Below are 12,975 nucleotides of genomic sequence, written 5' to 3' on the forward strand. Positions count from 1 at the left end.
AGCGGCCCGGCGAGGGCCGCGGGAGAGTGGGCCGGACTTCCGTCCCGCCGTAATTCCGTTGCCGGAACACCGGCGGCTTCGGTCGAATGCCTCCATGACTCATGGCAGCGGCGACCATCTGGAGCAGAACCGACGTTACTGGGACGAGCAGGCGGCTGCCTGGCACGGGCCGCTGGCCCGCGACCACTGGGCGCAGGAAGAACGGCGCTGGGGCCTGTGGGCCACCCCCGAGTCCGAGGTCTCCGTGCTTCCGGACAGCCTGGCCGGGGTGCGTGCCATCGAACTCGGCTGTGGGACCGCGTATGTGTCGGCCTGGCTGGCCAGAGCGGGAGCCCTCCCGGTCGGGATCGACGTCTCCGAGCAACAGCTCGCCACCGCGCGGGCGATGCAGACGGAGTTCGGCATCGACTTCCCCCTGGTCCTGGGCAATGCCGAGACGGTGCCTTACGGGGACAACTCGTTCGACCTGGCCATCAGCGAGTACGGCGCCTCGTTGTGGTGCGACCCGTACCGGTGGATTCCGGAGGCGGCCCGGCTTCTGGCCCCCGGCGGCCAACTGGTGTTCATGCGCTACTCCGTGCTGTTCGCGCTGTGCGTACCGGCCGAAGGGCCGGTGTCCACCACGCTGCTCCGCTCCCAGTTCGGGCTGACCCGACTGGACGCGCAGAGCCACGTGCAGTTCATCCTGCCGCATGGGGAGATGCTCCGCCTCCTGCGGTCCTGCGGCTTCGTCGTGGAAGACCTGATCGAGATCCAGGCGCCCCGGCCCGCGCACAGGGACTACGCGGAGGCTCCCGCGGACTGGGCCAGGCAATGGCCCAGCGAGGAGATCTGGAAGGCCCGGCTGTCCGGCTGACGGTTCGGCAGGCGTTGTCCGGTCCCATGTCTTCCTTCCCGATGTTCTTCGGCGTCTGTCGGGACGGTGGTCCGCGTGCGGAACCCGCCGTTCCCGGGCCCTGAGGGCCCTTGCGCGAGGCGGGCCCGTGCGTGGAAGCGGAGGGGTCCGGCCGCATTGTCACTGGCGGAGCCTAGAGTCTCTCCCACTCGTCACGGTGCGTTGCCGTCGGCGGGTTTCATCAGCGTGCCGCCGGTTCGGCGGCCGTTCGGAACGGCGGGGAGAACAGCGCATGGGGTGGGTTCCGGCGGGCGACTACGAAGTCGCTCTGGAGGCGGGCAAGGTGGTCTGCCGCAACGGGAAGGGCCGGCGGCTGAAATCCGTCCCGGCCAGTTTGAAGGACGACCCGGCGGTCGTCGGGCTCCGGCAGTTGACCGAATGGCTGGATCGGCACGCACACCAGTGCCTGAGCGATGTCGAGCAGTGGATGGTGCGTTCGCTGCCCGTCCCCACGGCCGTGCTCGCCCGGGTCTGGCCCGACCCGTCCTGGCAGGCCGCCCTGCGGGACGTCGTGGTCACCGGCGCCGACGGCGGGGTCGCCGGATTCCTCCGCGATGTCGACCCCGACCGCGGCCTCGGCCTGGTCGACCTGGACGGCGATACGGTCCGCATCACTCCGGACGTCGTCCGTGTGCCCCATCCCGTCCTCCTCGACGACCTCGACGACCTGCGGGAGTTCGCGGTCGAGCTGGGGGTGCGCCAGAACGTGGAGCAGTTGTTCCGCGAGGTGTGGCGGCGCCCGCCGGGCCTCTCCCCGGACACCACCTCCGTGGACACCTACGCCGGCGGCGTGTTCAAGGAACTGCGCTTCCTGCACGGCCGCGTCACGCAGCTCGGGTACCGGTCGCGCGGCGGATACGCGGTCTGCCCCGTCGTCGAGGACGGCGCCACCGCCGAGGCACGCATCTGGATCGGCGAGCACGACGGATACGACGAGTACGGCACCGAGACGGGCGCCCTGGGCTGGACCGACCCTTCGGGGCGCCCGCTGACGGCCGCCGAGGTCGGCCCCGTCACGTGGTCCGAGGGCATGCGCATGGCGGCGGCGCTCTACGCCGGCCGCGACGTGGAGGACGAGGAGCGGGCGGCATGAACACGACGGCGACGCACACGAACGCGAACACGACGACAGGGGGCGCGGCGTTCCTGCCCGCCCAGGACCGGGGCGAGACCATTTCCGCCCGCGCCGACGAGGAACGCGCCGACGAGGCCCGCGCCGCGGCCCTGCTGGACGCGGGCGCGATCCTTCCTGCCTCCACCACCGACCGGGACGACGCCGACGCGCTGACCGCCCGCACCTACACGCACACCGCCCTCGGCGACCGCCCCGTGGTCCGGCTCGTGCCCGGCACCCTCGGTGAAGCCGAGGACCTGGCCCTGGAGTTCCTCGGGCTGACCCGGACCGCCGAGGCCCCCGTCGTGGGCCAGGTACGCCGCGAGACACTGGGTTTCCCGGCCTGGGCACTGGTCAACGACCCGGCCAACGGGCACCACGCCCTGGCCCTGGTCAAGGACATCGAGCGGCTGGGCCGGCAGGCGAAGACGCGGGCCGGGGCGGCCAAGGAGGGCTTCGACGCGCTCGGCACCCGGCTCGGCCGGGCCGTACCCCACTTCCTGCCCACCTACTACGAGCAGGTGGCGCGCCTCTTCCTCCAGGCGGAGAACACCAGCTACGCCGCCACCTTCTTCGGCAAGGCCCGCGAGGCCGAGCGGGTGCACGGGCTGGCCGTGGACGAGGACCGGCAGCGCGCCGTGTTCCTGGAGTTCGCTTTCTCCGGCGCACTGACCGTCAAGGCACTGCGGCAGTACGTACGGGACCTGGTGGCCCGGCTCGCACCGGCGGACGCCTGGGCGCAGTACCGCCGTCTGCTGGTCGAGCGCTGCGCGGCCGGCATGCCGCCGTACGCGGCGCTGCCGCAGGACGTGCGGGCACTCGTCAAGACCGCCGGGCTGGACCGCGAGGCCGCCGAACGCGACCTGATGGCCGACCTGATCGGCTCTCCGGGAGTCGTCCGCGCCCCCGCCTCGTTCTGGACGGCCTACCGCCCGGCGCTCCTCGCGCTCGCCCGACGGGACGCGGCCGTGCGGGCCCGGCTCCTCGGGTTCTTCCCGGAGAGCTTCAGCGAGAGCGGCCGCGACGCGGACGGGGAGAGCGGCTGGCTCGCGTTGCTGGCCGAGTCCGGCGCCGAAGACCTGCTGACGGCTCTCCCGGACACCGCCGGTGCCACTCCCTCCGGCCCCGCCGCCGGCGACCCGTCCGTCTCCCCGGCGGACTGGCTCGCCCGCTGGGAGGCCCACCGCCGGCGCCACCGGGCCACCTCCGGCCGTAGCCCGCAGACCCTCGGCCTGGCCGCCCGGATGGCAGACCGGCTGCGCGCCGACGGGCGCCCGGTCGAGCTGTTCCAGGGCCGCTGGCAGCGCAACGCAGACCTGGACCTTCTCGACCTCTGCCTGGCCTCCGGCGTGCCCGTCGCCGGGCCCGACGCCCAGGACACGGGCACGGCGCAGCCCGCCGGTGTCCCGGTCGGCCAGTGGCTCATCGACGACGCGCCCGGTGCGCGGGATCTGGCCGCCGTCGCCGGACAACCGGTCTTCCGCGCTCTGCTGAGCCGGAGCGTCGGCGGCCTCGGCGGCGGACGCGGCCAGCAACTGAGCGATGCCGGAATGGCGAAGCTGGCGGCACATCCGGTGCTCTCCGTCATCCTGGGGGAGTGGCTGACCCGCCGCGCCGAGGAGTACACGGCCGCGCGGGGGCTCCCCGGGCTGGAATCCGCTCTCAACAGGCTCTCGGCGTTCCGCGCGGTCGTCGCCGACGTCGCCCCGGAAGCCGTGCGACTCCTGGAGGCCCACGACGTCGTGCCGCTGCTCGCCTCCACCTTGCGCACCGGCGTCTTCGACGAACTGGGCTGGGCCGCGCTCGACGAGACGTACGCCGAACTCGCTGCCGAGGCCGACGCCGCCGCGCGCCGGCAGGGCAACAACCGGTCGAGGGCCGTCGGTGTCACCGGTGCCTGGCCGGCGCTGATCCTCAACACGCTCGAAAGGGCGGTCGTCGTCGGCCCGGAAGGCGTTCTGCTGCGGCACACCCTGCGACTGCCCGCCACCGTCGACCACTGGCGGCAGCTCGCCCTCCGTTACGTCGACGGCGAGTTGCTGGTCATCTGGTGGGAGGACGGCAAGCTGCGGGGCTATTGGTCGCACCGGCCCGCTGACGTGTTCACCGTCGGCGGCGAGCAGATTCCCCGCTGGGGCGGCTCCGGTCCCTCGGACGACGTCTGCGTGCCGCTGCCCGGAGGCGGCCGCGCCACCGGTGGCAAGGCCCTGCACGCGGGCGACACCTCTCTTCCACCTCAGCGCGCCGTCATCTCCGACGGCACCGGGCTCTGGCGGGAAGGCCATCAGGGCACGCAGCGGGTCTGGCTGGAGTACGACCCCGCCGCAGGTACACACGGCCGCGCATCCCTCCCCGCCTTCCTCCGCTCCGGGGTTCAGGACGGCACCCGGCTGCTCACCGAACACTGTCAGGTGCTGCCCCTCCAGCCCGGTCTGGAGACCACCCCGTTCGGCACGGACGGCAAAGTCCTCGGCCGCTGGATCCGCCGGACGGTCACCGAACCCGGCGCGGCCGCCCCCGCCGACGGGCACCGGATCGTCGCCGGCACCCCTGACGGCCACACGGTCACCCTGCCGCACCCGCTGCCCGGCGGCGACGCACCGGTGCCGCTCGGCGCGCTCACGCTGCCCGGTGGTTCACGGCCCGTCGCGGTCCTGACCCACCGCTCCGTCGAGATGTACCCGGCGGACACGGACGGCGCCGGTGGGAGCCTGTGGTCCGTCCCGCCCGGCTCCTCGGGCGGGCAGGGCGCGGCCGGTACCCCGTACGTGCCTCCCGTCTCCTACTGGCACGCCCTTCGTCCGAGGGACGAGCGGGGCTCCACCGCCCTGCGGAACCTGACGGACTCCCGGGCGCTGGACCTGTTCAAGGAGGTCGCCACCGCGGTCGAACATCACCTGGACGTGTCCCGGGCCGTCGAGGAGTACACCGGGCCCTCCTCGCAGGAGCTGAGCCAGGAAGCCGTCGCCCGGGTGCTGCCCGAACTGTCCGACGTACGGCTTCTCGCGGGCGTCACCGCGGTCGTACGGGACGCGGTGTACCGGGCCGTCTCGGCCGCCCGGTACCTGGCACCGCCCGAGCCGGTGGAGCCGGCCACGCCCCGGAACACCGCACGCACCAAGGGCATGTTCTTCGACCAGGAGCCCGAGCACGGCGACGACAGGACTCTGCAGGAGGCCTCGGCCTGGAACTCCGAGCGGATGCGGGGCGGCTGGTGGGGAGCCGGGCTCCGGTGGACCGTGATCCGGCAGATCCTCGCCGTCAACCATGTCTTCGGCGGCGAGCCGGCGTTCGGCCCACCCATCCTGTCCACGGTCCCGTTCACTCCCGTGGACGGCTGGCAGCGGGACGAGTACACCGTGCCCGTCGACTCCCTGACCTGGACCGAACTCCTCGACGACCTGCCCGAGCTGGCCTACCGCGCCGCCTCGGCGACCACCTCGTCCGAGCACCGCACCGGGCTCCTCATGTTCCTGGAGACCCTCGCCGCGGGCCCGCTGGCCGACCCGGCGGGCACCGTCCGGCAGGTGGAACTCGTCGAGCCGATCTCCCGGGGGACGACCGGATCGGGACGCCCCGAGAGCGTGCACCGCCTCGGCCAGGTGCTGCGCAAGGGCGCCCGCACCCTTGTGGTCCTCGCCGGCCGTGGATGGAACTCCCGTAACGACGCGGTGCGTTGGCTCGTCCTGGACCACGACCCGACCGGAGCCTTCGGCCCCGTGCCCGGCTTCACCCTGGACCATGAGAAGGTCCACCGGCAGGGCATCGACCGCGACCGGCTCACCCGGCTCATCGCCCAGGTGAGGGAACAGGGCCCGGCACCCTGGCGTTCGGAGGCCGCCGAGGCGTTCCACACGGCCACCGGCATCGGCCCCCTCCAGTCCGCCGCCCTGCTGTCGGCAGCCGTCAAGGAGCCCGGCGCCGAGGCGCTCGCGCTCCTCGGCGTGAAGACACGTGCCTTCGAGGCCGCCCAGTCCAGGCTGGACGCCCTGCCCCGCGACGACCGGCACGCCGTGCTCCAGGCACTGCTGCCCGCCGACCCGGCCGAGCTGTGGTCCACGGGCCCCGACGTCCGGGCAGCCGCCGAGGAGTGGCGGAAGCGCCTGGCTTCCCTCGTCCGGGTCCCCGAGGAACTGGATCTCGACCTGTCGGGCACCACCGCGGACGCCGTCGACCTGATCCTCAACGCCGGCACCCGGACCTGGCTCGCTCACGGCACCGATGTCCCGGACGGCACCGGCCGCCCGGGCCTGCGCCGGACGGGCGCACGCGGCGCGGTCTCCTCGGCCCTGACCGCCCTGCGCACCCTCGCCTACACGCTGCCCTACGGGGACCCCCTGCGGGCGCACCTGCCCGTCGGGCTCACCGCCTTGCGCGACCGCCTCGCCGACCCGCACCTGGTGCTGGACCTCGGTCTGGAATGGGCCGAGTCGGGGGGCTCGATCGGCCTCGCCGTCCGCGCCGCCTACGGGCTTCCCGAGTCCGGCGGCGCCGATGCCGACGGTCTGGTCCGGGCCGGTACGTCACTGCTCCTCGCCCCCGGCTACGCCGACAGCGAGAAGCTGCTGATCCGCCCGGCCGGTCTGACGGGCCCCGACGACCCGGCGTTCGGCTTCGTCGAGGGCACCGTCGGCCCGTACGGCACCGGCGATCTGCTCGCCCTGCGTGCTCTGCTGGACGTGGAGACCGACGCGTTGGCCTCGTCGGGCGCACCCGACGGCGCCCCGCACCACCCGGCCCAGGACCCGACGCGTACGGTGCCGGAGCTGGTGACCGAAGCCGCCGACGTCCTCGGTCTGAGCGCGGATGCCGCCGCCCTCTATCTGATGCTCCTCGCCCTGCCCGACCCGACGGACCGCAACTGCGTTCGCTGGACCGAGTGGAAGCCGGCCCGGATCAAGAAGGCCCGGGCGGAACTCGCGGCCACCGGCCTGGTCGTGGAGGCGAAGCGCTCCCGCGCCGGCCGCACCCTGTTCCTCCCCTGCGGCTGGCTCGAACGCGGCGCCCCGGGGCTGCCGCTGGAGACCTGGAAGGAACGCCTGTACCCCGTGGCAGGGTCCGCCCGGACCCTGCCGCCCGTACCGGTGCCCGCGCTGTTCGCGGCCGCCTGGGCACGGGTCCGCGGCGGCGACGCCCCCGCCTTCGAGGAACTGGACACCCGCGCACCCCGGAAGGGCCGCCGCCGATGACGAACGACACCACGACCACCCTGACCAGCACCACCACGGGCGGAGGCCCGGACCGGACGACGGCTCCCGGCCGGGAGCCCCGCCAGGTCACACCGCCCGAGGACCGGTACGCCACCGAGCTGGCCTTCCTCGCCGCCCACGACTCCGGGCCCCGCCCGCCCGGCTGGCTGCTCACCCCGCGCGCCGTCGTCACCTTCGTGATGGGCAGCGCGGGCGAGGCACTGGCCCTGCCGAAGGGCGCCCGCCCCGGAGCCGGGGGGCCGGCCCGCCTGGTGATCGAGCAGAAGTTCGTCGGCGAACGAGCCCTGGTCGAACGGTGCGTGGTCACTCTGGCCGGAGAGCGCGGGCTCCTCCTCGTGGGCGAACCCGGCACCGCGAAGTCCATGCTCTCCGAGCTGCTGTCGGCGGCGGTCTGCGGGACCAGCGCGCTCACCGTGCAGGGCACCGCGGGCACCACCGAGGACCAGCTCAAGTACGGCTGGAACTACGCTCTGCTGCTCGCCCAGGGCCCCACCGAACAGGCCCTGGTGCCCTCCCCGGTACTCGCCGCCATGACCCGGGGGGCCGTCGCCCGTGTCGAAGAGGTCACCCGCTGTCTGCCGGAGGTCCAGGACGCCCTGGTGTCACTGCTCTCCGAGCGGCGGATCGCGGTCCCCGAACTCGCGGGCGCCGAGGGAGCCCAGGTGCACGCGGCGCCCGGGTTCACCCTCATCGCCACCGCCAACCTGCGGGACAAGGGCGTCTCGGAGATGTCCGCCGCGCTGAAGCGGCGCTTCAACTTCGAGACCGTGGGCCCCATCGGGGACGTGGACGCCGAGACCGCGCTCGTCCGGCGCCAGTCGCGGGCGGCCGTCGAACGCGTGGGTGCCGCTTTCCAGGTGGATGACGCGGTCCTCGAAGCGCTGGTCATCGCCTTCCGGGACCTGCGCGAGGGCCGCTCCGTCGAGGGCTGGGAGGTCGAGCGTCCCTCCACGGTGATGAGCACGGCGGAGGCGGTCTCCGTCGCGGGTGCCCTGGGTCTGGCCGCCGCCTACTTCCCCGGCGACCGGGACGTGCTCTCTCTCCTGCCCGGCCATCTGCTCGGCGTCGTCCGCAAGGACGACCCCGCCGACGCGGCACGGCTGCTGGGCTACTGGGACGGGCCGGTGCGCAGGCGCGCGGAGCAGGGGTCTGCCACCTGGGGTGCGCTGTGGGACCTGCGTGCGGTGCTGGAGAACTGACAGATGAACGAGTCGACCATCCCCGAGGCGCGGCCCATCCCGGAGGCGCGGTCCACCGGCGAGGCGCGGCCCGCCGGCGACGTGGAGCCCGCCACTGGGGCGGAGCCCCGCGCCGACGTCGAGCCCACTACTGGGCTGGGGTCCACCACTGGGGCGGAGCCCCGCGCCGACGCGGACCCCGCCATGGGTACGCCGGGCGCTTCCCCGGTGCAGGACCCGGCGGCCCGTCCCGGCACGCCGGAAGCCGCGGTGGCGGCGCTCGCGGCGACCGGCCCCGGCGTGCCGTTCCTGATCGGGGTACGCCACCACGCGCCCTCGCTGGCGGCTGCCCTCCCGGCGCTGCTGGACGCCGCGGCCCCCGACGTCCTCCTCGTCGAACTGCCCGCCGAGTTCCAGCCCTGGCTGGGCTGGCTCGCCCACGAGGAGACCGAGGCCCCGGTGGCGCTGGCCGCGGTGCCCGCCGACGGGGCCGGGACCGGCCCGGCAGGTGAACGGGGCCCGGCCTTCTACCCGTTCGCGGACTTCTCGCCCGAACTCGTCGCTCTGCGCTGGGCGGCGAGAAACGGGGTCCCTGCCGTGGCCTGCGACCTGCCGTTGGCCGACCGGGCATGGGCGGGGGGCGGTCCGGACATCCCGGCCCCCGCCCCCGTGGCGGCGGAGGCGCACGGGTTGTCCGACGCGCTCCGGTCCCGGCTCACCGGTCGGGACAGCGACGATCTGTGGGACCGGCTGGTGGAGGCCCTCGCGCCCGGTTCGACTCCCGAGGCGCTCCGCCGTGCCGCCCTGCTCACCGGCTGGGCGCTGCGCCACGAGGCCGAGGCGCGGGGCGGGGTGGACCGCACGGACCTGGTACGCGAGGCGTGGATGCGCGGACATGTCGCGAAGGCCCTGGCGAACGGGCGTCGCCCCGCCGTCGTGGTGGGCGCCTTCCACACCCCGGCGCTCCTGCCGTCCCCCGCCGGGGACCCCGTACCGGACCTACCGGACGCACCGGACGACGCGCTCGCCGCCGCACCGGCCGCCGCGCCCGATCCTGGGGCGGACAGCCGCGGGAACGGCGCTGCCGGGACGGGGAAGTGCACGGTCTCCCTGATCCCGTACACGTACCCGCTGCTCGACTCACGGTCCGGCTATCCGGCCGGCATCCGGGACCCGGAATGGCAGCACATCGTCCTGGACGCGGCCGGGKMCCCGGCCGCCCTGCAGGAGGCACTGGTCCGCACCGCGGTCCGCGTCTGCGCCGCCCTGCGCGAACGGGGCCACCCCTACGGCCCGGCGGAGGGCCGGGAGGTCGTCCGGGTCGCCGGCGACCTGGCCCGGCTGCGCGACCTGCCCGCCCCCGGCCGCGGTGAACTCCTGGAAGCCGTGCAGACGGTACTGGGGCGCGGCGAAACCTATGGCACGGGCCGCGCCGTCGCCCGGGCCCTCGAACACGTACTCGTCGGAGCCCGCACCGGGCGGCCCGCCCCCGCCGCTCCGCGCAGCGGACTGGGCCCCGCGGTCGAGGCCGAGACCGCGGCGCTCTCCCTCCCCGGCCCCGAGGACGCGCACGAGAGGACACCGCGCGACCTCCGGCTCGACCCGGCGCGCTCCACCCTGGACCGCCGCCGCGAACTGCTGCTGCGCAGGCTGGCGGTGTGCGGCATCCCCTACGCGCAGGAGCAGGGCGTGACCGGCGCGGCGGGCACGGAGGGGCTCACCACGCGCTGGCAGGTGCGGTGGACGCCGGCGACGGCCGCGATGCTCACCGCGGCCGGGGCCCGCGGCGTCACCCCGGCCCAGGCGGCCGAGGGCGTACTGCGGCAGCGGCGCGAGGCCGAGCGCGCGCAGGACGGCCCGACGGCCGCCCAGGTTGTCCGTGGTCTCACGGAGGCCGCCGCGTGCGGGCTCCCCGGCCTCGCCGACGAACGGCTGACGGAACTGGCGGCCGTGCTGCCCGCCAGCGGCACGCTTCCCGAACTCCTGTCAGCTCTCAATGTGTTGGATCGCATCGGCGCCGGTCACCCGGCGGGCCCCGGCGCGCCCGACGACCTCTCGGCCCCGGACGCCACCGCCTCCGCCCGAGCCGCCCACACCGCGCAGGTGGCCGAACTGCTGACCTCGGCCGCGGTCCGCCAGGTCGACGGCCTGACCGGTTCCGAGGAGCCCGCGGACGCCCGGGCCCTACTCGAACTGTCCCAGCGGGCCGACCGGTTGGGCGGCATCCGGCTGACCGATGCCCTCGCCCGGCTGGCCGCCGACGGTACCCCGTTGATCGCCGCGGCCGCTGGAGCGGTCCGGGTGCTCACGGGCCACGAAGAGGCCGGGGCCTTCGGGAAGCGTGTCGCCTCCTGGGTGGACGGAGCCGTGGACAGCACGGCCCGGGCCGCGCTCACCGCCCGACTCACGGGTGTCCTGACGGTGGCGGGCCCGCTCCTGACCGTCGGCGTCGGCGCCCTGGACCCGTTGCTGCACCGCGTCGTCGAGCTGGACGACACCGCGTTCCTGGCCCGGCTGCCGGCCCTGCGCGGCGGCTTCGACACCATGAGCCCGGCCGCCCGGGACCGTCTGCTGGACACCGTCGAGGAGCGGCTGGGCGAACGCGTGGACACCCTCGGCGCGGACGACCCGGCCGAGCTGGCCCGCCGTACCGTCGCCGACCTCGCGGCCCGCGAGCTCCTGACCGGCCTCGGCCTGCCCGTCCCGTCACTCGCGCACGACGGCCGGTTCACGCCGCAGTCCGGCCACCCCGCCACAACGCACCGCACCGCTATGCCGGCCACAGCACACCCCGCCACCACGTCGGCCACAGCACACCCCGCTGCCTTGCCGGCCACGGCACACCGCACCGCCACGCCCGCCACAACACATCCCACAAGCACGCCCGTCACCGCACTCTCCACGGAAGCCGCTTCCGCCACCGCCACCGAGCCCACCGCCACCGAGCCCACCTCCGCGCGGACGCTCGCGCCCGCCGACCGGTGGCGGCTCGTGCTCGGCCGGCGACCCGACCGGCTGCCGCCCGGCGCCGCCCGCCTGGCGACCGCTCTGGACGAGCTCTACGGCGCGGGGCACGGCGAGGGATCCCGTGGTGGCCTGCCCGGTCAGGGTGGCGGATCGGGACCGCACGGCGGCCGGGAGCCCTCGTTCCCCGGCGTCCGCGAGTGGTCCGAGGAACTGGCCGCGCTGTTCGGCCCCGGCATCCGCGAGGAGGTCCTGGCCGCCGCAGCCGTGACAGGCCGGCAGGACGTCCTCGCCGAGCTCGACCCCGCTGCCGCCATACCCTCCGTGGAACTGCTCCGGACGATCCTGCGGTACGCGGGCGGCCTGCCCGAAGCCCGCCTTGCGGCGCTCCGGCCCCTGGTCCGCCGACTGGTCGACGAGCTGACCCGGCAACTCGCCACCCGGCTGCGACCCGCCCTCACCGGCGCGATGTCGCCCCGGCCCACCCGCCGCCCCGGCGGCCGGCTGGACCTGCCGCGTACGCTGCGCGCCAACTTGGCCACCGCCCGCCGGACGGCCGACGGAACCGTCAGGGTCATCCCCGAGAAGCCGGTGTTCCGCAGCCGCGTGCGCCGGTCGGCCGACTGGCGCCTGATCCTGGTCACCGACGTCTCCGGGTCCATGGAGGCGTCCACGATCTGGTCCGCGCTGACCGCTTCCGTGCTTGCCGAGGTGCCCACCCTGAGCACGCATTTCCTGGCTTTCTCCACGGAGGTCGTCGATCTCAGCGGCCATGTGCACGACCCGCTCTCCCTCCTGCTGGAGGTGAGTGTGGGCGGAGGCACGCACATCGCCGCCGGACTACGGCACGCCCGCAGCCTGATCGCGGTGCCCAGCCGCACCCTTGTCGTCGTCATCAGCGACTTCGAGGAGGGTGCGCCGCTCGGCGGACTGCTGGCCGAGGTGCGGGCCCTGGTGGCCACCGGCTGCCACGTCCTCGGGTGCGCGAGTCTCGACGACGCCGGGCGGCCTCGCTACTCGACGGGCGTCGCCGGGCAGCTCGTGGCCGCCGGCATGCCCGTGGCGGCCCTCAGCCCACTCGAACTGGCCCGCTGGATAGGGGAGAAGACCGCATGACCGCCGCTCAGTTGCCACCTGTCGCGCCGGAGGTCACGGCCACACTGGTGGAGGACCTCTCACCCCGGCTGCGCAAGCGGCTGGACGCGGCGGTCACCAAGCTCGGTGCCCGACCGACGCACCGCGACGGGGACACGGTGACGATCGCGGTCGACGACGAGACCGAGTTGTGCCTGCACGCCCCGGGCGGCGTGGTGGCGGCCGCACGGTGCACGCAGGCCGGTGCGAGAAGGCAGCCGCAGCTGATGGCGTCCGCCGTCGCCACCACGCCGCCCGGGGCGTGCAGGCACAACTCGGTCTCGTCGTCGACCGCGATCGTCACCGTGTCCCCGTCGCGGTGCGTCGGTCGGGCACCGAGCTTGGTGACCGCCGCGTCCAGCCGCTTGCGCAGCCGGGGTGAGAGGTCCTCCACCAGTGTGGCCGTGACCTCCGGCGCGACAGGTGGCAACTGAGCGGCGGTCATGCGGTCTTCTCCCCTATCCAGCGGGCCAGTTCGAG

Annotated in this window: 5 protein-coding genes and 1 pseudogene; 5 read left to right on the forward strand and 1 reads right to left on the reverse strand. The window is 74.6% G+C overall.

What is annotated here, in order from left to right:
• Positions 1–94: 94 nt before the first annotated feature.
• The 5 genes from EAO72_RS39025 to EAO72_RS39045 all read left to right on the forward strand — a co-directional run bounded on the left by EAO72_RS39025 (position 95) and on the right by EAO72_RS39045 (position 12,477).
• Positions 95–856 carry a class I SAM-dependent methyltransferase gene (locus tag EAO72_RS39025; RefSeq protein WP_148021720.1) on the forward strand — a complete coding sequence of 254 codons (762 nt, stop codon included), beginning with the start codon at positions 95–97 and terminating at the stop codon, positions 854–856.
• Positions 857–1,127: 271 nt separating this feature from the next.
• Complete coding sequence (locus EAO72_RS39030; RefSeq protein WP_148021721.1) at positions 1,128–1,988, forward strand: DUF4132 domain-containing protein; 861 nt, start codon at positions 1,128–1,130, stop codon at positions 1,986–1,988.
• Positions 1,985–7,198, forward strand: coding sequence for a hypothetical protein (locus tag EAO72_RS39035; RefSeq protein WP_148021722.1), 5,214 nt, complete (start codon positions 1,985–1,987; stop codon positions 7,196–7,198). Before EAO72_RS39030 ends, EAO72_RS39035 begins: the two co-directional genes overlap by 4 nt.
• Positions 7,195–8,418 (forward strand): ATP-binding protein, encoded by a 1,224-nt coding sequence (locus EAO72_RS39040; protein ID WP_148021723.1) that lies wholly within the window; start codon positions 7,195–7,197, stop codon positions 8,416–8,418. The genes EAO72_RS39035 and EAO72_RS39040 overlap by 4 nt, the downstream gene beginning before the upstream one ends.
• A 183-nt stretch (positions 8,419–8,601) precedes the next feature.
• Positions 8,602–12,477, forward strand: coding sequence for a vWA domain-containing protein (locus EAO72_RS39045; protein ID WP_148022286.1), 3,876 nt, complete (start codon positions 8,602–8,604; stop codon positions 12,475–12,477).
• Positions 12,478–12,673: 196 nt separating this feature from the next.
• On the opposite strand, the pseudogene EAO72_RS43610 reads toward EAO72_RS39045, so the two are convergent.
• A pseudogene (locus tag EAO72_RS43610) lies at positions 12,674–12,940 on the reverse strand (hypothetical protein); the annotation flags it as partial.
• Positions 12,941–12,975 lie beyond the last annotated feature (35 nt).

It is taken from the genome of Streptomyces sp. OR43, assembly GCF_008042275.1.
GTDB lineage: Bacteria > Actinomycetota > Actinomycetes > Streptomycetales > Streptomycetaceae > Streptomyces.

Excerpts from the sequence above, each read along its gene's own strand:
- EAO72_RS39035 (WP_148021722.1), top strand. The coding sequence starts at position 1,985 with ATGAACACGACGGCGACGCACACGAACGCGAACACGACGACAGGGGGC.
- EAO72_RS39025 (WP_148021720.1), top strand. The coding sequence starts at position 95 with ATGACTCATGGCAGCGGCGACCATCTGGAGCAGAACCGACGTTACTGG.
- EAO72_RS39030 (WP_148021721.1), top strand. The coding sequence starts at position 1,128 with ATGGGGTGGGTTCCGGCGGGCGACTACGAAGTCGCTCTGGAGGCGGGC.
- EAO72_RS39040 (WP_148021723.1), top strand. The coding sequence starts at position 7,195 with ATGACGAACGACACCACGACCACCCTGACCAGCACCACCACGGGCGGA.